Source organism: Amycolatopsis sp. lyj-108, from assembly GCF_046549005.1.
GTDB lineage: Bacteria > Actinomycetota > Actinomycetes > Mycobacteriales > Pseudonocardiaceae > Amycolatopsis.
Genome location: NZ_JAJPWQ010000001.1, coordinates 1,185,542 through 1,207,217 on the forward strand (window position 1 = coordinate 1,185,542; position 21,676 = coordinate 1,207,217).

The window sequence follows — 21,676 nt, forward strand, 5'->3', positions numbered from 1 at the left end:
CTCTCCCTGTCTTCGGCGTTCCGTTAACGGTACTCGGCCGTGTTCCAGGCCACTCAGCCCGGGGCGGCGGCGTCGAGGCGGCGCAGCGCATCGCGGGCGACCTTCGGATCCATGGTCGGCCAGAACGGCGGCAGCGAGGCACGCAGGAATCCGCCGTAGCGGGCGGTGGCCAGCCGCGAGTCCAGGATCGCCACGACGCCGCGATCGGTGACCGAACGGTGCAGCCGTCCGGTGCCCTGTGCGAGCAGCAGCGCGGCGTGCGTGGCCGCGACGGTGAGGAAACCGTTGCCGCCCCTGGCTTCCACAGCTCGCTGCCGCGCCGACGAGACCGGATCGTCGGGGCGGGGGAACGGGATCCTGTCGACCACCACGAGCTGGAGCGACGGACCGGGCACGTCGACGCCCTGCCACAACGACAGCGTGCCGAACAGGCAGGTGCGCGCGTCCTCGGAGAACTTCTGCACCAGCAGACCGGTGGAATCGTCGCCCTGGCAGAGGATCGGCAGGTCGAGCCGCTCCCGCATCTCCTCGGTGGCCTGCTTCGCCGCGCGCATCGAGGAGAACAGGCCGAGCGTGCGCCCGCCCGCGGCTTCGATCAGCTCGGCCAGCTCGTCCATGGTCGAGGGCTGCAATCCGTCCCGTCCCGGCGGCGGAAGATGCTTGGCCAGGTAGAGGATGCCGTTGCGTTTGTGGTCGAACGGGGAGCCGACGTCGAGGCCGGTCCACTTCGGGCCATCGGTGTCGTCACTGTCCGCGGGAGCGGCTTTGTCCGTCGCCGCGCCAGGCGCCTTCTCCACCCTCGCGCCACCGGGCGGGAGGCCCCACTGGCGGGCCATGGTGTCGAACGTGCCGCCCAAGGTCAGCGTCGCCGACGTGAGGACGGTCGTGTGCTGGTTGAAGACACGCTCCCGCAACAGACCGGCGACACCGAGCGGAGCGACCTTCAGCGCGGGCGGACGCGGGTTCGTGGAGAAGCGGTCCCCGGTCAGCCAGACGACGTCACGCTGATGCGCCTTGTCGTCGTCGAAGGCCTCGAGCAGCCGGACCGCGGTGTCGTGGACCTCTTCGAGCAGCGACCGCGCCAGTTTGCGGGCCGTGGCCTCGTCGACGTCCTCTTTCCGGTCCTTGCCGAGCGCGGTGAGACAGCGGTGCGCGGCGTCGCGGACCGCGGGGATCGCGCCGGTGAGGGCCTGGGGCAGCGAGTCCATGCGGCCCGACGGCAGGTCGTCGAGGATCAGGGCCAGCCCGTCGCTCGCCTCCAGCAACTGGTCGGCCACTTCGTCGTCGACCAGTTTCCCGCAGCGCCGGGCGGCGGCGGAGACCATGCCACTGGTCAGCTCGCCGGTCGCCACGGACGTCACGCGGTCCACGAGGTCGTGCGCCTCGTCGATGATCACGAGATCGTGTTCGGGGAGCACCTGGTAGCCCTGCAGCGCGTCGATCGCCAGCAGCGCGTGGTTGGTGACCACGACATCCGCCTTGCCCGCCTCGGCGCGGGACCGTTCCGCGAAGCAGTCCGTGCCGATGGGGCAGCGCGAGGCGCCCAAACATTCCTTGGCCGTGACGGACACTTGCCGCCACGCCTGATCCGACACGCCGGGGACCAGCTCGTCGCGGTCGCCGGTTTCGGTGTCGGACGACCATTCCCGCAGCCGCGTGACCTCCTTGCCGAGCCGGGACACGGCGAACGGGTCGAACAACTGCTGGTCTTCCGGCTCGTCCGGGGCGCCGGAATCGAGCCGGTGGAGGCAGAGGTAGTTACGGCGGCCCTTGAGGATCGCGAAGGTGGGCTCGCGGCCGAGGGGCTTCTTCAGCGCCTTCGCCAGCCGGGGGAGGTCTCGGTCGACCAGCTGGCGCTGCAGGGCGATGGTGGCCGTGGAAACCACGACCGTGGCCTCCTTCTCGACCGCGTGCCGGATCGCGGGAACGAGGTAGGCCAACGACTTCCCGGTGCCCGTGCCCGCCTGGACGGCCAGGTGCTCGCCGGTGCGGATGGCCCGGCCGACGGCGTCCGCCATCTGCACCTGGCCCTCGCGCTCGGCACCGCCCACGGACTCGACCGCGTGGGTCAGGAGTTCGAGGACACCGGGGAAGTCAGCACGGGAAGGCACGGGACAAGACGATAGCCGGGGGCACCGTCAAGATCGTCCGCCCCGTGCAATGAAAGGTCCTTTCCTGGCAAAATTTGCAAGGAAAGGACCTTTCATGGCAGCTCGTGGGGCCGTGAAAGGACCGGTCACGACTCCTTACGGAAGCGCGAGACCAACGCCCAGGTGCCCGGAAGCAGCGCGGCCGCGACGGCGATCTTCAGCGCGTCACCGATCAGGAACGGCACGACACCCTTTTCGAGCGCGGTCGACAGGCTGAAGCCCGTCGACGCCATCAGCCACGGCACCCCGACCGAGTAGATGGCGAGGTTGCCCAGCACCATCGTCCCGGCCATGCGCAGCGGCGTGCGGTCGCCGCCGCGGCCGGCGAGCGCGCCCACCAGGGCGCCGGCGAAGACGAACCCGACGATGTAGCCGGCGCTGGCGCCGAACAGGCCCGAAGAACCGTTCTGGAACCAGCCGAAGCCGGCCGCGCCGACGGCCAGGTACAGCGCCATCGACAGCGCACCGCGCTTCCAGCCGAGCGCGGCACCGACCAGCAGGGCGGCGAACGTCTGGCCGGTCATCGGCACCGGCGAGCCGGGCACCGGGAGCAGGATCTGCGCGGCCGCGCCGGTCAGGGCGGCACCACCGGCGACCAGGACCGCGTCGCGGACGAGGGCGCCGGGAACGAGGTCGGCGAGGACCGGACGGGGGCCGGCCACGGACAGCGAAGACACTCAGACCTCCTATGAGTACACGAATGTGAACCGAGGTTAACGCCAGACGGCGGGCGGCGGACCGAATGTCGGGCACCTCACGATCCACTCGACCGGGTGGCATGACCCTGCACGGGAAAGGCAGTTGGTGGAGGCTGCCGGACATGAAGAAACCCGTTTCGAGGCTGTTGTCGGTGACGCTGCTGACCGGGGCGCTGGTGACGGGAGGACCGGCGATCGCGTCGGCCGAGCCCGCGCCCGCGACGGCGGCCGCGTCGGTCGGTTCGCTCGACGTGGAGATCGGCGACGAGCACGTGGTCACCGGCGAGCTGGCGCCGTGCGACGTCGACGGTCCCTTGACCGCGACGACCAAGGGCGGCGCCACCGGCGACTTCGCCCGGTTCGGCGGCGGGGAGTCGCGCTGCGGGCGGAACGGTGCGGTGGCCATCGGCGAGGCGGCCGGGCGGCGATTCGAGACCACGCTGCTCAAACGGTTCGGTGGCCCGGTGATCAAGGTCCGCACGTTCATGGCGAAGTGCAGCACCACCAAGGACGGCAGCCTTGGCTACATCGAGTTCGGCGACGTCTCCGGGTTCACGCTGCCGGAGAACATCCCGCAGAACTACCGGCTGACCATCGCCGGCGGCAAGGGCGGGACGGCGCTGGCGTCGCTGACGGTCAACGAGACCGTCACGCCGACGCCGCCCGACGGGAGCCTCGTGACGCACATGCTGCACATCAAGCTGTTCCCGCAGGGTGGCGGCCCGGCGAAGGGCGACATCTACCTCGGGACCGCGCGCTGCGACCCGTACGGCAAGAAGAAGCCCTGACCCCCCGCAATTCGTCACCTACTTGCGGAGATCGAGATCGCAAGTAGGTGACGAATTGCGGACGGGTGGGAGCGTGGGCGGAAGCGTGGGTTAGAGGCGTGAGACGTACTTCGCGGCCGCGGCCACGAACTCACTCGCCCGGGTGGCCAGGTCCGTCAGTGACCCGCTCGAGGTGAGCGCGTCACCGAGAAGCGGCGTCGCGGCGGCGACGGCGATCGAACCCGCATCGAGGTACTTCCCGACGTCGGCGAGGTGGACGCCACCGGTCGGCACCAGCGGGATGTCCGGCATCGGCGCCCGGATCGCCCGCAGGTAGGCGATCCCGCCGACGGCCGCGATCGGGAACACCTTCACCGCCGCCGCGCCGAGACGCCACGCCTGGTCGATCTCGGTCGGCGTCAGCGCGCCGCAGATCACGGGCAGCCCGCGTTCGTGCGCGCGCTCCATGACCAGCGGATTCACCGTGGGCGTGACCAGGAAGGTCGCGCCCGCGTCCGCCGACTTGTCCACATCGGACACCTCGCGCACGCTCCCGGCGCCGATGTACGCGTCGTCGCCGAGCTTCTTGCGGATGGTCTTGATGGCGTCGGTGGCACCCGGCGTGGTCAACGCCGCTTCGAGCACTCGCACCCCGGCGGCGTGCAGCACCGTGGCGGCGTCGGCGAACCGGCTCGCGTCCGCGGCCCGCAGGATCGCGACGAGCCGGTTTTCGATCAGGGTGTCCTGGAGGTCGTGCTGGATCATGCGGCGGGGACCGGCGCCTTCCCGGTGTAGGTCACGCCCGCCTCGTCGAAGTCCTTGAGCGCGGCGTCGACGGTCGGCTGCGAGCCGCCGACCGTGAGGTCCAGCAGCACCCGGACCTTGAAGCCCGCCTTCGCCGCGTCGAGCGCCGTCGCGCGGACACAGAAGTCGGTCGCGATGCCGACGACGTCGACCTCGGTGACGTCGTGCTCCTTCAGCCACGCGTCGAGCGTCTTGCCGTCGCGCGCGTTGCCCTCGAAACCGGAGTACGCGGCGGTGTACTCGCCCTTGGAGAAGACCTCGCGGATCGGGACCACGTCGAGCGCGGGGTGGAACGACGCGCCGGAGGTGCCGGCGACGCAGTGACGCGGCCAGCTGTCCTTGAAGTCCGGCGTCTCGCTGAAGTGGTCGCCCGGATCGATGTGGTAGTCGCGGGTGGCGACGACGTGCGCGTAGCCGCCTTCCGCTGCCTGCTTGGAGATCGCTTCGGCGGCGGCGGCGCCACCCGGCAGGCCGAGCGACCCGCCTTCGCAGAAGTCGTTCTGCACGTCGACCACGATCAAGGCGGTCCCCATGTGATGCTCCTGAGTTCTCTTTAGACGAATACGGTCGGGATGGCGGGCTCCCCGTGCGAGAGCTTGAGGCCTTCCCACGGAAGGCTCACCAACGCCCGCCGAAGCCGCTGGCGCGCGTCGTCCAGCGTGGGCAGATCATCCACCGTCCGGCCGTCCCGGACCAGCGGAATCTGCAATTCGTGGTCGTTCGGTCCCCGTTCTGGTATCGCCGAGGCGGCTGTCCAGATCACCTCTTCGACGGCGGTGCCGGTTTCGCGGTGCCGTCGCAGCGCGGATTTCCTGCCGCCGCGCGACTCCTTGTGCGCGCTGCGCTTGGCGACCGGCCTGCCGTCGACCTCGACGAGCTTGTAGACCATCCCGGCGGTCGGCGCGCCGGAACCGGTGACGACCGAGGTCCCGACGCCGTACGCGTCGACGGGTTCCGCGCGGAGCGCCGCGATGGCGTGTTCGTCGAGGTCGCCGGACACGACGATGCGGGTGTCCTTGGCGCCGAGGGCGTCCAGTTGCTCGCGGGCCTTGCGCGCCAGCGGGCCCACGTCGCCGGAGTCGATGCGGATCGCGCCCAGTTCGGTCCCGGCCACCCGGACGGCCGTTTCGATGCCCTTGGTGATGTCGTAGGTGTCCACCAGGAGGGTGGTGTCGGCGCCCATCTTGTCCACCTGCGCGCGGAACGCCGCCTCTTCGCTGTCGTGCAGCAACATGAACGCGTGCGCGACGGTGCCCCGGGTCGGGATGCCGTAACGGCGGCCCGCTTCGAGGTTGGAGGTCGTGGCGAAGCCGGCGAGGTACGAGGCCCGCGCGGCGGCGACGGCGGCGTACTCGTGCGTGCGGCGCCCGCCCATCTCGATGATCGGCCTGCCGTGCGCGGCACCCGACATCCGTGCCGCCGCGGACGCGATCGCGCTGTCGTGGTTGAGGATCGAGAGGATCAGCGTCTCCAGCACGACGGCCTCGCCGAAGGAGCCGGTGACGGTCAGGATCGGGGAGCCGGGGAAGTAGAGCTCGCCCTCGGGGTAACCGGTGATGTTCCCCGAGAAGGAGTAGTCCGCTAGCCACGAAAGTGTGGCGTCGTCGACGACGGCCGTCGCTTCCAGCTGACTCAGCTCGGCATCGGTGAACCGGAAGTCCGCGATCGAGTCGAGGACCCGCCCGGTGCCCGCGACGACGCCGTAGCGGCGACCGTCCGGCAGACGACGTGCGAAGACCTCGAAGACGCACGGCCGGTCCGCGGTCCCGTCGGACAGGGCGCTGGCCAGCATGGTCAGCTCGTAGTGGTCGGTGAGCAGCGCGGTGCTGGCGCCAGTGGCCGCCTCGGGGAAACCCATGGCACCAGCCTATTCACCCACATGGCCGGACCTGCCAGCCCATACCGGAACGGGCCCGTGACACCATGGAGTGCATGTCCACGCCTGTCGCATCCGAGCAGACGCAGGTTGATCCACAGGGAGTAGAGGTCGTCTCTGAGGACAAACCCTGGCGGACGGTCGTCTGGAACGATCCGGTGAACCTCATGTCGTACGTGACGTACGTGTTCCAGAAGCTGTTCGGTTACAGCCGGGACCACGCGACGAAGCTGATGCTCGACGTACACCAGAAGGGCAAGGCGATCGTGTCCTCCGGTTCCAAGGAGAAGGTGGAGACCGACGTCGCGAAACTCCACGCCGCCGGTCTCTGGGCGACGATGGAGCAGCCTTCATGAACGGATGGCGCCGTAAGGGCGAGACCATCGTCGCCGGGTTCGAGCAGCAGGAGGCCGCGGTTCTGCGCGGTCTGGTCAGCCAGCTGGAGGACATGCTCACCGCGCGTGCCGAGGAGGCGCCGCAGGACGAGCTGGCCGAGCTGACCGGCATCCGGATGGGCCCGACCGAATCGCCGGACGATCCGGTGCTTTCCCGGTTGCTGCCGGACTTCCACAAGCTCGACCCGGACAACCCGACCCGCGAGGACATCGACTCGGCCGCCGCGATGCGGTCGATCCACGAGCCCGAACTGCTGGACAAGAAGGTCGGCGTCGCCAAGATCGTGCTGGACACGCTGCCGCGTGACGGCGGGAACGTGCGGCTGACCTTCGAGCAGGCCGACGCTTGGCTCGGCGCGCTCAACGATGTCCGGCTCGCGCTGGGCACGGCGCTCGACGTCACCGACGACATGCCCGACGAGCTGCCCGAGGACGATCCGCGTGCGCCGCATCTGGGCGTCTACCACTGGCTGACCTGGGTGCAGGAGACCCTCATCCAGTCGCTGACGTCATGATCACCGACGTGCCGGGGGTGCTGGTCGGGCATCACGAGCGGGTCGGCGACGGCTGGGCGACCGGGACGACGGTCGTGCTGGTGCCCGGCGGCGCCGTCGGAGCCGTCGACCAGCGCGGCGGCGCGCCCGGCACCCGCGAGACCAACCTGCTGGAGCCGGAGAACCTGGTCCAGCACGTCAACGCGATCTGCCTGTCCGGCGGGAGCGCGTACGGCCTGGCCGCGGCGGACGGCGTCATGCGCTGGCTCGCCGAGCGGAACCTGGGCATCCCGGTCGGGACCGAACCGCACGAGGTGGTGCCGATCGTGCCCGCCGCGGTCCTGTTCGACCTGCCCCGCGGTGACTGGGGAAACCGGCCGGACGCCTCTTTCGGTTATGCGGCCTGTGAAGCGGCTGTCGCCGGCCCAGTCGGGCTGGGGACCGTCGGTGCGGGCGCCGGGGCGAAGGCGGGATCACTCAAGGGTGGGATCGGGACCGCCTCGGAGAAGGTCGGGGAGTTCACCGTCGGCGTCGTCGCCGCCGTGAACGCCGCCGGCGAGGCCGTCGACCTCTCGACCGGCCGCGCGTTCGCGGCGGATCACGAGGTCGACGGCGAATTCGGCGTCCGCTGGCCCGACCGGCCCGGCGACGTCGAGGCGAAGGCGTCGGGGCTCAACACGACCATCGGCGTGGTCGCGGTCGACGCGGCGCTGTCCAAGGCGGAGGCGCGGCGGCTCGCGGTGGCCGCGCAAGACGGTCTCGCCAGGGCTGTCCGCCCGGCGCACACGATGTTCGACGGCGACACGGTGTTCGCGCTGGCGACCGGTGACCGGGAGCTGCCCGGTGGCGCCGGGCCCGTCGCGGCGACCCGGCGCGCGATGGTGCTGGACACGCTCTGCTCGGCGGCCGCCCGGGTGTTCGGGCGGGCGATGGTGCACGGCGTGCTCAACGCCACTTCCGCCGGGGATATGCGCGCGTACCGCGACGTCTGGCCCGAAGCCTTCTCCTGACCGGGCGTGGTCCGAGTGGCGGCAATCTCAGAGTATGGACCCGCCCCGTCCAGCACCTAAGATGGGCGACGTGCTCCGGATCCGCCGTGAACTCGTCGACGAGATCGTCGCCCATGCCCGTCGTGACCATCCCGATGAGGCGTGCGGGGTGATCGCCGGTCCCGAGGGATCGGACAGCCCCGAGCGGTACATCCCGATGCTGAACGCGGCGCGCTCGCCCACGTTCTACGAGTTCGACTCGGGTGATCTGCTCAAGCTCTACCGCGAGATGGACGCCAACGACGAGGTGCCGGTGGTCATCTACCACTCGCACACCGCGACCGACGCCTACCCGTCCCGCACCGATGTCTCGTACGCCTCGGAACCCGACGCGCACTACGTGCTCGTTTCCACCAAGGACCCCGATTCGCACCAGTTCCGGTCGTACCGGATCGTGGACGGGGAGATCACCGAGGAGCCCGTCGAGATCATCGGCTGAACCCGGCCCCGGGAATAACCCGGCCCGGACCGAACGTCTGCGTAGCAGAGAACCCACCGGAGGTAGAAAACCATGGCCGTGACCGTGTCCATCCCGACCATCCTGCGTACGCACACCGGCGGCGAGAAGTCCGTCGAGGCGACCGGCAAGACCGTGCTCGAGGTGATCGACGACATCGAGTCCCGCCACGGCGGCCTCAAGGCCCGCCTGGTCAAGGAAGAGAAGCTGCACCGCTTCGTCAACGTCTACGTCAACGACGAGGACGTCCGTTTCTCCGGCGGTCTCGAGGCCGAGGTCAAGGACGGCGACACCCTGACCATCCTGCCCGCCGTGGCCGGTGGCTGATCGATGGCTCGCTACGAGTCGCTGCTCGACACGCTCGGCGGCACCCCGCTGGTCGGTCTTCCCCGGCTTTCGCCCACCCACGACGTGCGGTTGTGGGCGAAACTGGAGGACCGCAACCCGACCGGCTCGATCAAGGATCGCCCCGCACTGGCGATGATCGAGGCCGCCGAGCGTGAAGGCATCCTCCGGCGCGGCTCCACGATCCTGGAGCCGACCTCCGGCAACACCGGGATCTCGCTCGCCATGGCCGCGAAGCTCAAGGGCTACGGCCTGGTGTGCGTGATGCCGGAGAACACCTCCACCGAACGCAAGCAGCTGCTGCAGGCGTACGGCGCGCGGATCGTCTTCTCCCCGGCCGCCGGCGGGTCCAACGAGGCCGTGCGCCGCGCGAAGGAACTCGCCGAGGCGAACCCGGAATGGGTCATGCTCTACCAGTACGGCAACCCGGCCAACGCCGACGCGCACTACCGCGGCACCGGGCCCGAACTGCTCAAGGACCTGCCGACGCTGACGCATTTCGTCGGCGGCCTCGGCACCACCGGCACCCTGGTCGGCGTGGGGCGTTACCTCCACGAGGCGAAGCCGGACGTGCAGATCATCGCCGCCGAACCGCGCTACGGCGAGCTGGTTTACGGCCTGCGGAACCTCGACGAGGGCTTCGTCCCTGAGCTCTACGACGCGAGCGTGCTCAATGGCCGGTTCTCCGTCGGCGCGTACGACGCGCTTCGCCGGACGCGCGAGCTGCTGGAGCACGAAGGCATCTTCGCGGGGATCTCGACCGGCGCCGTCCTGCACGCGGCGCTGGCCGTCGCCGAGAAGGCCGCCGCTTCGGGGAAGCCCGCCGACGTGGCCTTCGTGGTCGCTGATGCGGGATGGAAGTACCTCTCGACGGGCGCGTACGCCGGCTCGCTCGATGAAGCGGCCGAAAGGCTCGACGGGCAGCTCTGGGCCTGACGCACGGACGCAACGATCGCCCCGTTCGTCCCACAAGTACCAGCTGTCACGGCGGCTGAGTACATGAAGGCCCCCTTCCTGTACCTAGGCGCAAGGAAGGGGTCCTTCATGTACTTCACGCGAGCAAGGGGCGCAGGTACGGAGTCGGCATGGGACCCAGCGCGCGGGGCGCTGGCACGATGGCGGGCATGAAGGTCATCGGGCTGCTGGGCGGGATGAGCTGGGAATCGTCGGCCGAGTACTACCGGCTGGTCAACGAGCGCGTCCGTGAGCTGCGCGGCGGCTACCACTCCGCGCGCACCGTGCTGTACTCCGTGGACTTCGCCGAGATCGAAGCGATGCAGGCCGAAGGCCGCTGGGACGACGCCGGACGGGAACTGAACACGGCCGCGCGCGGCCTCGAAGCCGCCGGAGCGGACTTCGTCGTCCTCTGCACCAACACGATGCACAAGGTCGCCGACCGGCTCACGGACGGCCTGGGTATCCCACTCCTGCACCTCGCCGACACCACGGCCGCCGCGATCAAGGCAGGCGACATCAAAAGGGCCGGGCTCCTGGGCACCGGTTTCACCATGGCCCAGCCGTTCTACCGCGAACGTCTCGCCGCGCACGGCCTCGACGTGCTCGTCCCGGACGAGAAAGACCGCGAGACGGTACACCGGGTCATCTACGACGAACTCGTCCACGGCGTCGTCACCGAGGGCTCCCGCGAGCGGTACCGCGAGGTCATCGCGAGGCTCGTCGAGGCGGGTGCGGAAGGCGTCATCTACGGGTGCACCGAGATCGAGCTGCTCGTCGGCCCGGAAGACAGCCCGGTGCCCACCTTCCCGACCACGAGGCTGCACGCCGAAGCGGCCGTGGATTACGCGCTGGGCAAGGCCTCACTCCCTCCCGCGGTGTGACGCTGGTGCTGGGAGACGGCCTGCCGCCACAGCCTGTCCTGTTCTTCACCGGTGAAACCGGCGCGAGGCACGCCGAAGACGTCCTCGATGGCCGTCCACCACTCGGCCGGTGACTCCAGCACCGTCTTGCCGCCCGGCAGACCGCTCAAAGTCAGCGCACGCAGCGAATCCACGCCCTCGGCGTCGCGCCGCTGCAGCACCAGCGTGCGGACGAAGCCGGACTCCGCGGACGTGGACAGCTCGACGTGCTTTTCGGCGAAGTCCGCCATCACGGCCGCCTCCGGCGCGAAATCCATCCCGACGAAACTGCCCTGCGGATCGTGGTCGAAGCGCCAGCCGCCGGGCGTGACGTCCGAAGCCCGTATGCGGAACACCAGCGAGCCCTGTTTGTACTCGCCCTCACGCAGCGGGAGCGGCTCGTGGATGCCGTCCCCGAGCCCCACGTCGACCAGCCAGCCGACCTCGGGAGTCTCCGGCAGCCCGGTCACCGTCAGGGCCAGGTGGTTGAGGTGGATCCCGGCGGGATCGCCAGGGAGCTGCGCGCCGCTCGGATGCCGGGTGACCTGGTAACCGAGCGCCCGCAGCAGCGCCGAGAACGCGCCGTTGAGGTGATAGCAGTAGCCGCCTCGACCGGCGACGATCCGGCTGAACGACACCGCGGGATCCAGCGAGGTCACCCGGCCGAGCTGGACCTCGAAATCCTCGTACGGCACCCGCTCCACATGCGCCGCGTGGAGCCGGAAAAGCGCGTCGAGGCTCGGCGGCTCGTGCTCGAGGCCGAGTCGCGTGAGGTAGGCGGGCACGTCGACGTGCTCGGAAGAAGAAGTCCCCATGTGATCGACGGTAGCGGCCCCCACCGACAATTCAGGGTTCTCACGGAGGCGATCCCGCCGGTCGCCGTCGTAGCCTGGGGAGGTGACCCCTTTGCCTCCCCAGCCGGTCCCGGCGAGCGAGCCCGGTACGGACCCGGCCAAACGCGTCCTGCCGCCGAACCCGAAGGCCGCCGCGATCGTCGCGCTGGCCTTCACCGCGCTCCTCTACCTGGTCGAACTGGTCGACGTCGTGCTGCCCGCAGACCTCGACCAGAGCGGCGGCATCGTCGCCCGTGAGGTCTCCGATCTCGACGGCGTGATCTGGGCGCCGTTGCTGCACGCGGGCTGGGGGCATCTGTTCTCCAACACCGTCCCGGTGCTGGTGTTCGCCTTCCTCGCGATGTCTGCGGGCATCGGCCGGTGGGTGCTGGTCACCGCGATCATCTGGGTGCTCTCCGGCGTCGGCGTCTGGCTGATCGCGCCGAGTGGCACGGTGACCGTCGGCGCCTCGGGCGTCGCCTTCGGCTGGCTCGCGTTCCTGCTGGTCCGGGGCATTTTCAATCGTGCTGTCGGGCAGGTCCTGGTGGCCGTGGTGCTGCTGGGTATCTGGAGCGGGATGCTCTGGGGCCTCCTTCCGGGTACGCCGAACGTCTCCTGGCAGGGCCACCTGTTCGGCGCACTGTCCGGGGTCTTCGCGGCCTGGGTGATGGCGCGGATGGACAGGTCCCAAGCCAGGAAGGCGACCGGTCCCGGTAGCCTCGCCGGGTGACCAAGCCGAGCGCCGACGCCCCGATCGGCGTCTTCGATTCCGGAGTGGGCGGGCTCACCGTCGCCAGGGCGATCCTGGAGCAGCTGCCCGGTGAGCAGTTGCGCTACGTCGGCGACACCGCCCGCAACCCGTACGGTCCGCTTCCCATCGCGACGGCTCGCCAGTACGCGCTGGAAGCGCTGGACGACATCGTCGACGGCGGGGTGAAGGCGCTGGTCATCGCCTGCAACACGGCCTCCGCCGCCTGCCTTCGCGACGCGAGGGAGCGCTACGACGTCCCCGTGATCGAGGTCGTCCTCCCGGCCGCGCGGCGGGCCGTTTCCGCCACGCGCTCCGGCCGCATCGGCGTGATCGGGACCGAGGGCACCGTCCGGTCCCGCGCCTACGACGACGCCTTCAACGCCGCACAGGACGTCGAGATCACCAGCGTCGCGTGCCCGCGGTTCGTGGACTTCGTCGAACGCGGGATCACCACCGGGCGCCAGGTGCTGGGGCTCGCGCAGGGCTATCTGGAACCACTGCTGGACGCGCAGGTCGACACACTGGTCATGGGCTGCACGCACTACCCGTTGCTGTCCGGGGTGCTGCAGATCGTCATGGGCCAGGAAGTCACGCTGGTGTCCAGCGCCGAGGAGACCGCGCGTGACCTCGTGCGAGTCCTCACCGAGGCCGACCTCCTGGCCGAGCGCGACACCCCGCCGCGGCACGAGTTCGTTGCCACCGGATCCGCCGAGCCGTTCACGAGGCTCGCTCAGCGGTTCATGGGTTTCGCTCCGGGTGTGCTGGCTCCCACCAGCGCATAAAAACGCCGATTCCGTGCTTAAGGTGTCACAGTGCGTCTCACGATCCTCGGCTGCTCCGGCAGCATCCCCGGGCCCAACGCCGCCGCGTCCGGCTATCTGATCGAGGCGGACGGGTTCGTCCTGGGGCTCGAACTCGGCAACGGGACGCTCGCCAGGTTGCAGGCCCTGCGCGACCCGTTCGACCTGGACGCGCTGATCCTTTCGCACCTTCACCCCGATCACTGCGCCGACGTCAGCGCGCTCACCGTGCTGCGGCGCTACCACCCTGAGCTGCCGTATCCGGCGAGGCCGCGACGGCTGCCGGTGTACGGGCCCTCGGACGTGCACGAGCGGCTCGCCCACGCCTACGCGGCGAACGAGGCGGAGCGGGCGACCACCGATCTCTCCGACGTCTTCGCCTTCGACATCCTGAGGGAAGACACCATGGAGATCGGGCCGTTCGAGGTCACCGCGGTCCCGGTCGACCACCCGACCCCGGCGTTCGGCCTGCGCGTTTCGCACGGCGGCAGAACCCTCGCCTACACCGGTGACACCGGCGTCTGCGACACCCTGACCGACCTCGCCGGCGGCGCCGACGTCCTGCTGTCCGAAGCATCTTGGACCGACTCGCCCGACCGGCCTCCCGGCGTCCACCTGTCCGGCAAGGAAGCGGGAGAGCTGGGCCGCAAGGCGGGGGTGGGGCGGCTGCTGCTCACCCACGTCGCGCCCTGGACCGACCGCGACGCCGTCCTCGCCGAGGCGGCCGTCGCGTTCCCCACGGCCGAGCTGGTCGAGCAGGGCGCCGTCTACGACCTCTGACACGGGGTTCTAGAGTGGCGGCCGTGGCGAGAAAAGACGGCAGGAACGACGACCAGCTTCGCGACATCAAGATCACCCGCGGCTTCCAGCGGTGGCCCGCGGGCTCGGTGATGATCGAGTTCGGCGACACCCGGGTGCTGTGCGCGGCGAGCGTCACCGAAGGCGTCCCGCGCTGGCGGGCAGGCTCCGGCCTCGGCTGGGTCACCGCCGAGTACGCGATGCTGCCGTCGGCGACCAACACCCGCAGCGATCGCGAATCCATCAAGGGCCGCGTCGGCGGCCGCACGCACGAGATCTCCCGGCTGATCGGCCGGTCCCTGCGCGCCTGCATCGACCTGGCGGCACTGGGGGAGAACACGATCGTCATCGACTGCGACGTCATCCAGGCCGACGGCGGCACCCGCACGGCCGCGGTGACCGGCGGCTACGTCGCGCTCGCCGACGCCGTCACCTGGCTCGGCGCTGCTGGCCGCCTCGCCGACCCGCAGCCGCTTTCGGCTTCGGTCGCGGCGGTGAGCGTGGGCGTCGTCGACGGCCGCGTGCGTCTCGACCTGCCGTACGAAGAGGACTCGCGCGCGGAGGTCGACATGAACGTCGTCGCCACCGACGCGGGCACCATGATCGAGGTGCAGGGCACCGGTGAGGGCGCCACCTTCGCGCGGTCCACTTTGGACACGATGCTGGACATGGCGCTCGCGGGCTGCGAAGAGCTGACCCGCCTCCAGACCGAAGCCCTCGCGTTGCCGTATCCCGGCGAGCTTCCCGAGCCGCGCCCGGACAAGAAGAAGGGCGCGAAGTGACCAGGCTGCTTCTCGCCACCCGCAACGCGAAGAAGCTCGGCGAACTCCGGCGCATCCTGGTGGCGGAGGGGATCGAGGGCATCGAGGTCATCGGACTCGCCGACGTCCCCGAATTCCCGGAAGCGCCCGAAACCGCTCCAGACTTCGAAGGCAACGCGCTCGCGAAGGCGCAGGACGCGGCCGCCGCGACCGGTCTCCCGGCCATCGCCGACGACTCCGGCATCTCCGTGGACGCGCTCAACGGCATGCCGGGCGTGCTCTCGGCCCGCTGGTCGGGCAAACACGGTGACGACGAGGCGAACCTGGATCTCGTGCTGGCGCAGCTGTCCGACACACCCGACGAGCGCATGGGCGCCGCTTTCGTCTGTGCAGCCGCGCTCGTCGTCCCCGGTGGCGACGAAACCGTGGTGCGCGGGGAATGGCGAGGCTCGCTGATCCGGGAACGCCGTGGCGCCAACGGATTCGGCTACGACCCGATCTTCGTGCCCGAGGGTGAGACGCGGACTTCGGCGGAGCTGGAACCGTCCGAAAAGGACGGTTTGTCGCATCGGGGGAAGGCGTTGCGGGCGTTGGTGGGGGAGCTGCGGAAGCTGGCTGGCTGAGGTGGTCGTGAGTGGCGTTTCGGGTTGGAACCCGAAACGCCACTCACGACTGGCCCGACGGGTCGCTCACTTTCACGCCGGGTCCGAGAGTCTCGAGTCCTGTCACTTGGCACGAGCGGCCCAGAGTCAAGGTGATCTCCAGATCCGCCAAAGGGCTGACGTCCACGGGCTTCTGTGTGCCGCTTATCCAGAGCATTTCCAGGGTAGGGTGCGAAGCGAGTGCGCCGAGATCATCCAGTTTGCAGAACGACAGGTTAAGGGACGTCAGTGGTAGATCCACCAATGGCTTGAGATCTGTCATGTCAACAGATGAGACCGTGAGGTGTTTGATGCCAGGAAAGGTTTTGGCGAGGTTTCGTGTCGAAACCTCCATCGCTTCCTCGCTGTGACAGGACAGACGGCCGACGTCGGGAATCGGCCGTGTCGCCTTCAGGGTCCGCGAGGGGCATTCCCAAATGCTCAAGCTTTCCAAGGACGACAACGACGCGAGGGCGTTGAGGTTGTCGATCGACTGCAGTCGATCGAGCGACAGGTGAGCCACCTGATCCAGGCGGCTGATCGCGTCGAGACCTCGCCATGGCGTGTATCGGAAAATCGTCAAGTTCACGAGTTTTTCAAGAGTCCTCAATGCTTTGAGACCGGTGTAACGCTTGGCGAAGAGAAGGCCGACCTTTTCCAGATCCGGATGGTCGGCCAGGTGAGTCAGATCCACGACCGCGTCATTGTCGAAACAGATCTCCGCTTCCCGTAAACAGCGCGCACCGGAGAGCAGTGTCAGGTCCACGTGCCTTTCCGAGAGAGGTAGATCGATCCGGAATTCGGTAAGATTGCGAAGTAATCTGGCCTGCGGGATCAGCCTGCTCGCGTGAACTTCAAGTCTTCCATCGCGAAGAGGCGAATCGGCGAGAACCTCTTTGGCGAAGCGTTCCGGATCGAAGTATTGCCAAGCCTCGCAGAGCTGTTCCTGAACCTTCCACCGGCTGTCCTGTGCGTAGTTTCGCAGCAGTGGCAGTGCGTCGTTCCCCGCCGTGAGGGCGGTCGCTCGAACGGTCGCGGAGGCGGCGGAATTACTCAATCCGTCAAGGGTTTCGGGAAGATAGCGCAGGAGCCGGACTCCGACCGAAGCGAGAGAACGGGTCTCACGGAGGTCTCGTGGCGGCACGAGGTGCTCCCGGATGACCCGTTCGACCCGGGTGATGACCTTGGGATCGACGTTGCTGACGGTCTCCAGGCATGCCGCCGCGAGCAGCCGCAATCGCCGGCTGTACCGCGGTTCCGCGTCGGCGCGAACGAGGATGCCGTTCAGCAACTTGTTGGTCTGATGACGCTTGGCGTGGCCACACGCCATGACGATGGTTTCCCGCCAAGTGTCACGATGTGCCTGGGCGACCAACATGTCGAGGTAGCTCGCGTCGGTGGCCTCATAGGCCGCGAGGAACTCTTGGAACGTGCGGTGGACGAAATCGATCCGGCCGTTCACCGGCTCTCGCAGCACTCCGCTGCGTTCGAGGAGGTGGTTCAGCACTTCCTGCGGACTGTGGTCAACGTGCGGGATCCACTTCAAACGGTAGGCGATGTGCTCGAGCACTTCGTCTTTCGGCAGTTCGACTTTGCCGCCCGAGGTGAGCCGCCACGCGAGATGGCCGAGCAGAATCTGTTTTTGCTGCTCGTTCAGCAACACAGTGATGCCACGTTCGGCGTCACGCATGTGCAGCAGCATCGACAGGGCCTTGCGATACAGGTCCATCCGGTCGCGCGGTAGTTCCGATCGGTGCGCCAGATTGAGAGCGCAGAGCATCGCGCACAGCAAAGGGTTGGAGGCCAATGTCCGTAGTTGCGGCCTGTTCGTGAACTGATTCAGCAGCCGCCGCTGCGCGGCGTCGAGATCCTCGTCCGGGCGAACCGAAGCCGCCGCATTGTGCCAGCGACCCACCAGCGCATGGATGTCGTCGGCGCTCATCGACTCCAAGAGCACCGAACCGAACTCTTCTTGTGAGAGCCAGCCCTGGTCGGCCGCGGCCGCTCGTGAGGTGACGACGAAACGCGCGTTGGGGTAGGTCAGTCCGAGTTCCTGCAGCCACTCTTTGACTTTCCGGCGGCGCGCCGCGTCGACCTCGTCGACGCCGTCCACGAGGACGATCGTCTTGCCGGTGAGCAGTACGCGGTCCGCCCAGTTGGCCGGTGCGCGTCCGGCCAAGGTGGGTGTCGTGCACTGGACGAATTGGTCGGCGTTCGGTAGGTCGCCGGTCGTGAATCTCCGGAGCCGGATCACGAACGGCACGAATCCGTTCCATTGGGAGAGTTTCCCGCTGAAACCGCCCGTCGCGGCTTTGACCGCGAGCCAGTTGAGAAGGGTGGTCTTTCCCGAACCGGCCTCGCCGCGGACGAGTGTCCGGAGAGAGTCGCCGATCGCGTCTTCGACCCGCATGGTCGCTCCCGTGCGGTGGCCGGGATGTTTCTCGAACCACTCTGTCGGATGGTGGTCGCTTTTGCGGGTGCGCTCCGACGACACGGAAAGACTGAGGTAGGCGACTGTCAGCGGCAGAGTCGGCTGGTCGTCCATGGTCAGCCCGAGTAGTTCGAGTTTGTCCAGCTTGCGGGCGATCAGTCGCAGGTACTCCGCCTGGAACTCGACGTCGTGGTCGGTGCCGGTCGGAGCGGCGAGGCTGGTCTTGGGGATCCTGGTGAGAATTTCTACGAACTGAGCTGATTGCTGGCTCAGTCGTTTGAGCACTTCGGCGAGCGTCGTGGGCTGGAACGACGGCAGATGCCTCACCACCACCACGAGGTGGCGGCACGCCTGATCCAGCGCCAGTTCGTACAGATCCGCCGCCCGCTCGGCGAGCATCGCCGAGCGGGCGGGGAACTGTTCGCGGACGCGCCTGGCCAGTTGCTCCGCGTCGGCATCGTCCGCCAGCAGGGCTTCATCGGAGAGATCGACCTTGCCGAGCGTGTCCTCGACAGCGAGGAACGCCGCGGTGATCTCGTTCTCGGGCAGCGCCGAGAACCGTGCGGCGAGAACCGGCTTCAGCTCCTCGGCCACCTGCAGGCCGATCGTCTCCACCAGGTTCTCGAGCTTGCGTTTCTCCAGCGGCCCTTTGAGTTCGTCGGTCGCCAGTTCGGCGAGGCTCGACTCGCGCTCGGTCTTCTTCCGTCGTCGTTGCAGCCACGATTTTGCCGCGTGCGTGGCGATACTGCCGCCCAGTTTGAGAGCGGGCCCCTCCAGCCCCGTCATCCCAAGGAGATTACGCCAGAGAGAGATCCCGCAACAGCTTCGCGACGTGCCCCGTCGCGCGCACGTTGTACTGCGCCACGGCGATCTTGCCCTCGGGGTCGACGACGAACGTCGAGCGGATGACGCCTTCGTAAACCTTGCCGTAGTTCTTCTTCTCGCCGAAGGCGCTGTACGCCTTGAGGACGGTCTTCTCCGTGTCGGACAGCAGCGGGAAGGTCAGCCCTTCCGCCTCGACGAACTTCGCGAGCTTCGCGGGCTTGTCCGGCGAGATGCCGAGCACGCGGTAACCGGCGTCGTTGAGCTGCGCGAGGCTGTCCCGGAAGTCGCACGCCTGCTTCGTGCAGCCCGGCGTGCCGGCGCTCGGGTAGAAGTACACGACGACCGATTCGCCGCGGAAGTCGCTGAGCTTGACGTCGTTGCCCTCACTGTCGGGGAGGGTGAAGTCGGGCGCTTTGTCGCCGGGGGAGAGTCGCTGCTCGGTCATGACGCACACGGTAGCGAACCGGCGGCGTCAGACCCTCCCGCAGTACTTCGCGGCGACGGGCTCCGAGGGGCTCGGCCGCACCTGGAGGCGCAGCCTCACCGGCTTGTCCGGAACGGCGAACGCCAGATTCAGCCGGACCGACCGGCCCGGCGCCACGTCCTTGCCGGCGTCCGCGACGCCGTTGTAGCCCTGCACCGGGTCGACGACCTGTTTGACCGCCGCGGTTTCCCCGTCGATCTCGCCCGCGACGGACAGGCCGGAGAGCCGGTACGTGCCGTCGCCCGCGTTCGTCACGTCGATGCCGAAGGCCACCGCGCGGGGGCTCTGCGGGTACGCCGACGCGCTGGGGCGGAACGAATTCGGCGCGGACACGGAGATCGTGACCCCGGTGGCGAACCGGTGCGGGGCGCCGAACGCGAGGTCGCCTTCCGTGTGGGTGGCGGCCACTCCCTGCTTCGGGGCGTCCGCGCCGAGCGCGGCGGCCCCTTTTTCCGGTGCCGGAACCCCGCAGGCGGCCGCCAGCATCAGGGAGCAGGCGGCGATCAAGAGCTTCGGGGTGCGCGGGGGCGCCATGTGCGGTTACTCCAGTCGGAGGTGCGAGTGGGCCGTTCGAGGTAGGTATTAGTGCCGAAGAGTCCAGAGTGACGGTCTTCCGCAGCCGAGAGGAGCGGCATGGCCGGGTTGAGGCGCACCTGGTGTACAGCCGTGGCCGATCCGTGATCGGAAGGGTACGGCTAGTGACAGTCGTCACCTCGGTGGCACACCGGCGACGATCAGACGGCGAAGGCGAAGAACAGGATGAAGATCGCCAGACCGGACACCCAGGCCACGATCAGCCAGCCGAAATCGCGCATCGGATCGACCGCTCGGCTCTCCTCGCCGGGGACGTAGACGCCGCGCTCTTCGAACCAGTCCGCCCACCGGCTCATCCAGCGAAAGGGGCTTCGAGACGCCATGTCGTCACAGTACGGGTATGGGTGAGCCGCGTCAGCCGAGGAGTGGCCGCCCAAAAGGGCGAATCGGACGTACTAGTTATCGCCCACTAGGCCCTTTTGTCCAACCGGTTCACCCGCCAGGCTGTAACGATGGCGCTGGGAATAGATGTCTACAGCCGCTTTCAGTCCGTTACCAATTGGCAGGCCGTCAAGGATCATGGCGTGACGTTCGTCTTCGTCAAGCTCACCGACGGTGGTGGATTGCCGAACGGCGGCCGCAACACCGGCGATGCCTTGGTGGCCGGAGCCAGATCCGTGAAAATTCCGGTGGGCGGCTACCACTTCGCTCAGGCGAGTCCGTCGCCGGAGGCGCAGGCCGACGTGTTCATCGCGGAGGTCCGGCGGCTCGGGGCGACCGGATGTGTCCCGATGCTCGACCTCGAGGACAACCCGCCCGGTTCGGGGACGCCGAACATCCCCGACGCGCGCAAGCGCGACTTCTCGATCAGGTTCTGCAACCGCGTGGCCGGACACGGGTTCCGGCCGGGCATCTACCTGAACAACTCGCTCGCCAAGATGCTGCGCCCGGACCGATTCGGCGTGCCGGACCTCGTCATCTGGATCGCGCGCTACGGCGCCAAACCCGATGCCGCCGCGGGCCACTACGACGTGCACCAGTACTCCGACGCCGGCCAGGTGCCCGGCATCCGCGCGAGCAGTGTCGACCTCAACGAGTCCTACACGAACGCCCACTTGACCGGCGGCGGCGCCGCCCCGAAGCGGAAGGCGACGACAGAACTCATGGAACGCAGGACCATTCCGGCCAGCCCGTCCGTCACGTCCGTGCGGCTGTTCCTCTCCGGCAGCGAGACGTCCGCGATCATCGTCCGCCCTCGTGTCGACGGGGACGGCATCACCGACGCGCCCGTATGGCAGGGCAACATCTACGCCTGGGGCAGCGACAAGGTGGGTGTCGGCGGGAATCCCATGCAGACGCCCGGATTCAACCCGAAGACGGTTTCGCACCGGCGGTACCACCTGCCGGGCGCGGTGTGGGCCGACTTCGAGTACAGCTCGAACGTGGACTTCGAGATCGACATCGTCGGCTGAGCCTGGAAGTCCGTGAGGGCCTCCTTCCCTACTCTCAAGGTAGGGAAGGAGGCCCTCACGGACTTCGGGGTGTGGCACGATGATCGGGTGATGGATTTCCGAAAGGGCAATGCCGCGTAGAGCCCCCGCACGAGTCCGGCGAGGGCTTCGACTTCGGCGACCGGCCGAACTCCGTGACCCGTGGGATTTTTCGCCCGCGCTCGCCGCCGGGATCGCCCGGCTCGAACGTTCCCGGAACTATCTCGGCCCCGGTGCGACCCGGACCGCGCTCCGCCTCTGGCGAGAGTTCACCGTGGACCCGTACCGACGGCTTCGGGTCGACACCGAGGGCTGTGGTGTCTGGGAGTGTTGCGGTGATCCCCGGCAAGCGAGGGAAATGCTCGAAGGGGTGCTGCTCGCCCTCCCGGCGCGAGCCGCCAAGGAGTTGCGGAGGCACGTCGGCGAGGAGTGATGGT

General features: G+C 68.6%; 25 protein-coding genes. 15 read left to right on the plus strand and 10 right to left on the minus strand.

What is annotated here, in order from left to right:
- Window positions 1-53: 53 nt before the first annotated feature.
- A complete protein-coding gene (locus ACLJO0_RS05815; RefSeq protein WP_410576858.1) occupies window positions 54-2,111 on the minus strand; it encodes an ATP-dependent DNA helicase in 2,058 nt (685 codons plus the stop codon).
- Window positions 2,112-2,236: 125 nt separating this feature from the next.
- Window positions 2,237-2,827, minus strand: a complete 591-nt coding sequence (locus ACLJO0_RS05820) for a biotin transporter BioY (protein WP_410576859.1) — start codon at window positions 2,825-2,827, stop codon at window positions 2,237-2,239.
- A gap of 143 nt (window positions 2,828-2,970) precedes the next feature.
- Between ACLJO0_RS05820 and ACLJO0_RS05825 the strand changes: the two genes are divergently transcribed.
- Window positions 2,971-3,636 carry a choice-of-anchor P family protein gene (locus ACLJO0_RS05825; protein WP_410576860.1) on the plus strand — a complete coding sequence of 222 codons (666 nt, stop codon included), beginning with the start codon at window positions 2,971-2,973 and terminating at the stop codon, window positions 3,634-3,636.
- A gap of 90 nt (window positions 3,637-3,726) precedes the next feature.
- On the opposite strand, the gene ACLJO0_RS05830 is transcribed toward ACLJO0_RS05825, so the two are convergent.
- The 3 genes from ACLJO0_RS05830 to ACLJO0_RS05840 are packed head-to-tail and all read right to left on the minus strand — an operon-like array spanning window position 3,727 to window position 6,277.
- Window positions 3,727-4,380 carry a bifunctional 4-hydroxy-2-oxoglutarate aldolase/2-dehydro-3-deoxy-phosphogluconate aldolase gene (locus ACLJO0_RS05830; RefSeq protein ID WP_410576861.1) on the minus strand — a complete coding sequence of 218 codons (654 nt, stop codon included), beginning with the start codon at window positions 4,378-4,380 and terminating at the stop codon, window positions 3,727-3,729.
- Window positions 4,377-4,952 carry a nicotinamidase gene (locus ACLJO0_RS05835; RefSeq protein ID WP_125673754.1) on the minus strand — a complete coding sequence of 192 codons (576 nt, stop codon included), beginning with the start codon at window positions 4,950-4,952 and terminating at the stop codon, window positions 4,377-4,379. The genes ACLJO0_RS05830 and ACLJO0_RS05835 overlap by 4 nt, the downstream gene beginning before the upstream one ends.
- Before the next feature lie 20 nt (window positions 4,953-4,972).
- Window positions 4,973-6,277, minus strand: a complete 1,305-nt coding sequence (locus ACLJO0_RS05840; protein WP_410576862.1) for a nicotinate phosphoribosyltransferase — start codon at window positions 6,275-6,277, stop codon at window positions 4,973-4,975.
- A gap of 74 nt (window positions 6,278-6,351) precedes the next feature.
- Between ACLJO0_RS05840 and clpS the strand changes: the two genes are divergently transcribed.
- The 7 genes from clpS to ACLJO0_RS05875 all read left to right on the plus strand — a co-directional run bounded on the left by clpS (window position 6,352) and on the right by ACLJO0_RS05875 (window position 10,873).
- Entirely contained in the window at window positions 6,352-6,651 is a 300-nt protein-coding gene (clpS, locus tag ACLJO0_RS05845) for an ATP-dependent Clp protease adapter ClpS (protein ID WP_005165655.1), read from the plus strand.
- Entirely contained in the window at window positions 6,648-7,205 is a 558-nt protein-coding gene (locus tag ACLJO0_RS05850; protein WP_125799613.1) for a DUF2017 domain-containing protein, read from the plus strand. Before clpS ends, ACLJO0_RS05850 begins: the two co-directional genes overlap by 4 nt.
- Window positions 7,202-8,194 (plus strand): P1 family peptidase, encoded by a 993-nt coding sequence (locus tag ACLJO0_RS05855; protein ID WP_410576863.1) that lies wholly within the window; start codon window positions 7,202-7,204, stop codon window positions 8,192-8,194. The genes ACLJO0_RS05850 and ACLJO0_RS05855 overlap by 4 nt, the downstream gene beginning before the upstream one ends.
- A 61-nt stretch (window positions 8,195-8,255) precedes the next feature.
- Complete coding sequence (locus ACLJO0_RS05860) at window positions 8,256-8,672, plus strand: Mov34/MPN/PAD-1 family protein (RefSeq protein ID WP_016336788.1); 417 nt, start codon at window positions 8,256-8,258, stop codon at window positions 8,670-8,672.
- 72 nt (window positions 8,673-8,744) lie between these two features.
- Window positions 8,745-9,017 carry a MoaD/ThiS family protein gene (locus ACLJO0_RS05865; RefSeq protein ID WP_005165659.1) on the plus strand — a complete coding sequence of 91 codons (273 nt, stop codon included), beginning with the start codon at window positions 8,745-8,747 and terminating at the stop codon, window positions 9,015-9,017.
- Window positions 9,018-9,020: 3 nt separating this feature from the next.
- Window positions 9,021-9,971, plus strand: coding sequence for a PLP-dependent cysteine synthase family protein (locus ACLJO0_RS05870; protein WP_125792229.1), 951 nt, complete (start codon window positions 9,021-9,023; stop codon window positions 9,969-9,971).
- A 188-nt stretch (window positions 9,972-10,159) separates the two neighbouring features.
- On the plus strand, window positions 10,160-10,873 hold the full coding sequence (locus tag ACLJO0_RS05875) for an aspartate/glutamate racemase family protein (protein ID WP_410576980.1): 714 nt from the start codon (window positions 10,160-10,162) through the stop codon (window positions 10,871-10,873).
- On the opposite strand, the gene ACLJO0_RS05880 is transcribed toward ACLJO0_RS05875, so the two are convergent.
- On the minus strand, window positions 10,834-11,706 hold the full coding sequence (locus tag ACLJO0_RS05880) for an arylamine N-acetyltransferase family protein (protein ID WP_410576864.1): 873 nt from the start codon (window positions 11,704-11,706) through the stop codon (window positions 10,834-10,836). The two genes, ACLJO0_RS05875 and ACLJO0_RS05880, sit on opposite strands and share 40 nt — an antisense overlap.
- A 91-nt stretch (window positions 11,707-11,797) precedes the next feature.
- Here ACLJO0_RS05880 and ACLJO0_RS05885 point away from each other — a divergent pair, with 91 nt between their 5' ends.
- The 5 genes from ACLJO0_RS05885 to rdgB are packed head-to-tail and all read left to right on the plus strand — an operon-like array spanning window position 11,798 to window position 15,457.
- Window positions 11,798-12,454 carry a rhomboid family intramembrane serine protease gene (locus tag ACLJO0_RS05885; RefSeq protein ID WP_410576981.1) on the plus strand — a complete coding sequence of 219 codons (657 nt, stop codon included), beginning with the start codon at window positions 11,798-11,800 and terminating at the stop codon, window positions 12,452-12,454.
- Window positions 12,451-13,257, plus strand: coding sequence for a glutamate racemase (gene murI / locus ACLJO0_RS05890; protein WP_410576865.1), 807 nt, complete (start codon window positions 12,451-12,453; stop codon window positions 13,255-13,257). Before ACLJO0_RS05885 ends, murI begins: the two co-directional genes overlap by 4 nt.
- Window positions 13,258-13,287: 30 nt before the next feature.
- Window positions 13,288-14,055, plus strand: a complete 768-nt coding sequence (locus tag ACLJO0_RS05895) for an MBL fold metallo-hydrolase (protein WP_410576866.1) — start codon at window positions 13,288-13,290, stop codon at window positions 14,053-14,055.
- A gap of 23 nt (window positions 14,056-14,078) precedes the next feature.
- Window positions 14,079-14,855 carry a ribonuclease PH gene (gene rph / locus ACLJO0_RS05900; protein WP_125785069.1) on the plus strand — a complete coding sequence of 259 codons (777 nt, stop codon included), beginning with the start codon at window positions 14,079-14,081 and terminating at the stop codon, window positions 14,853-14,855.
- Window positions 14,852-15,457 carry an RdgB/HAM1 family non-canonical purine NTP pyrophosphatase gene (gene rdgB, locus ACLJO0_RS05905; protein WP_410576867.1) on the plus strand — a complete coding sequence of 202 codons (606 nt, stop codon included), beginning with the start codon at window positions 14,852-14,854 and terminating at the stop codon, window positions 15,455-15,457. Before rph ends, rdgB begins: the two co-directional genes overlap by 4 nt.
- Before the next feature lie 43 nt (window positions 15,458-15,500).
- Here the strand turns inward: rdgB and ACLJO0_RS05910 are convergent, their stop codons facing one another.
- The 4 genes from ACLJO0_RS05910 to ACLJO0_RS05925 all read right to left on the minus strand — a co-directional run bounded on the left by ACLJO0_RS05910 (window position 15,501) and on the right by ACLJO0_RS05925 (window position 20,132).
- Complete coding sequence (locus ACLJO0_RS05910; RefSeq protein ID WP_410576868.1) at window positions 15,501-18,692, minus strand: NACHT domain-containing protein; 3,192 nt, start codon at window positions 18,690-18,692, stop codon at window positions 15,501-15,503.
- A 10-nt stretch (window positions 18,693-18,702) separates the two neighbouring features.
- Window positions 18,703-19,176 carry a thioredoxin-dependent thiol peroxidase gene (gene bcp, locus ACLJO0_RS05915; protein ID WP_410576869.1) on the minus strand — a complete coding sequence of 158 codons (474 nt, stop codon included), beginning with the start codon at window positions 19,174-19,176 and terminating at the stop codon, window positions 18,703-18,705.
- A 27-nt stretch (window positions 19,177-19,203) separates the two neighbouring features.
- Window positions 19,204-19,749, minus strand: a complete 546-nt coding sequence (locus tag ACLJO0_RS05920; RefSeq protein ID WP_410576870.1) for a hypothetical protein — start codon at window positions 19,747-19,749, stop codon at window positions 19,204-19,206.
- 200 nt (window positions 19,750-19,949) lie between these two features.
- The gene (locus tag ACLJO0_RS05925; RefSeq protein ID WP_410576871.1) at window positions 19,950-20,132 is read right to left on the minus strand and encodes a hypothetical protein; all 183 of its coding nucleotides are present in this window, start codon (window positions 20,130-20,132) and stop codon (window positions 19,950-19,952) included.
- 129 nt (window positions 20,133-20,261) lie between these two features.
- Here ACLJO0_RS05925 and ACLJO0_RS05930 point away from each other — a divergent pair, with 129 nt between their 5' ends.
- On the plus strand, window positions 20,262-21,221 hold the full coding sequence (locus tag ACLJO0_RS05930; RefSeq protein WP_410576872.1) for a glycoside hydrolase family 25 protein: 960 nt from the start codon (window positions 20,262-20,264) through the stop codon (window positions 21,219-21,221).
- A gap of 109 nt (window positions 21,222-21,330) precedes the next feature.
- A complete protein-coding gene (locus ACLJO0_RS05935; protein WP_410576873.1) occupies window positions 21,331-21,672 on the plus strand; it encodes a hypothetical protein in 342 nt (113 codons plus the stop codon).
- Window positions 21,673-21,676: the final 4 nt, after the last annotated feature.

What these genes read in the sequence shown, in the direction of transcription:
- ACLJO0_RS05875 (WP_410576980.1), top strand. Translation starts at nt 10,160, where the DNA reads ATGAAGGTCATCGGGCTGCTGGGCGGGATGAGCTGGGAATCGTCGGCC.
- ACLJO0_RS05865 (WP_005165659.1), top strand. Translation starts at nt 8,745, where the DNA reads ATGGCCGTGACCGTGTCCATCCCGACCATCCTGCGTACGCACACCGGC.
- ACLJO0_RS05825 (WP_410576860.1), top strand. Translation starts at nt 2,971, where the DNA reads ATGAAGAAACCCGTTTCGAGGCTGTTGTCGGTGACGCTGCTGACCGGG.
- ACLJO0_RS05880 (WP_410576864.1), bottom strand. Translation starts at nt 11,706, where the DNA reads ATGGGGACTTCTTCTTCCGAGCACGTCGACGTGCCCGCCTACCTCACG.
- ACLJO0_RS05850 (WP_125799613.1), top strand. Translation starts at nt 6,648, where the DNA reads ATGAACGGATGGCGCCGTAAGGGCGAGACCATCGTCGCCGGGTTCGAG.
- bcp (WP_410576869.1), bottom strand. Translation starts at nt 19,176, where the DNA reads ATGACCGAGCAGCGACTCTCCCCCGGCGACAAAGCGCCCGACTTCACC.
- ACLJO0_RS05925 (WP_410576871.1), bottom strand. Translation starts at nt 20,132, where the DNA reads ATGGCGTCTCGAAGCCCCTTTCGCTGGATGAGCCGGTGGGCGGACTGG.
- ACLJO0_RS05860 (WP_016336788.1), top strand. Translation starts at nt 8,256, where the DNA reads ATGGGCGACGTGCTCCGGATCCGCCGTGAACTCGTCGACGAGATCGTC.
- ACLJO0_RS05870 (WP_125792229.1), top strand. Translation starts at nt 9,021, where the DNA reads ATGGCTCGCTACGAGTCGCTGCTCGACACGCTCGGCGGCACCCCGCTG.
- ACLJO0_RS05855 (WP_410576863.1), top strand. Translation starts at nt 7,202, where the DNA reads ATGATCACCGACGTGCCGGGGGTGCTGGTCGGGCATCACGAGCGGGTC.
- clpS (WP_005165655.1), top strand. Translation starts at nt 6,352, where the DNA reads ATGTCCACGCCTGTCGCATCCGAGCAGACGCAGGTTGATCCACAGGGA.
- ACLJO0_RS05835 (WP_125673754.1), bottom strand. Translation starts at nt 4,952, where the DNA reads ATGGGGACCGCCTTGATCGTGGTCGACGTGCAGAACGACTTCTGCGAA.
- ACLJO0_RS05840 (WP_410576862.1), bottom strand. Translation starts at nt 6,277, where the DNA reads ATGGGTTTCCCCGAGGCGGCCACTGGCGCCAGCACCGCGCTGCTCACC.
- ACLJO0_RS05920 (WP_410576870.1), bottom strand. Translation starts at nt 19,749, where the DNA reads ATGGCGCCCCCGCGCACCCCGAAGCTCTTGATCGCCGCCTGCTCCCTG.
- ACLJO0_RS05910 (WP_410576868.1), bottom strand. Translation starts at nt 18,692, where the DNA reads ATGACGGGGCTGGAGGGGCCCGCTCTCAAACTGGGCGGCAGTATCGCC.
- ACLJO0_RS05930 (WP_410576872.1), top strand. Translation starts at nt 20,262, where the DNA reads ATGGCGCTGGGAATAGATGTCTACAGCCGCTTTCAGTCCGTTACCAAT.
- ACLJO0_RS05935 (WP_410576873.1), top strand. Translation starts at nt 21,331, where the DNA reads ATGCCGCGTAGAGCCCCCGCACGAGTCCGGCGAGGGCTTCGACTTCGG.
- ACLJO0_RS05830 (WP_410576861.1), bottom strand. Translation starts at nt 4,380, where the DNA reads ATGATCCAGCACGACCTCCAGGACACCCTGATCGAAAACCGGCTCGTC.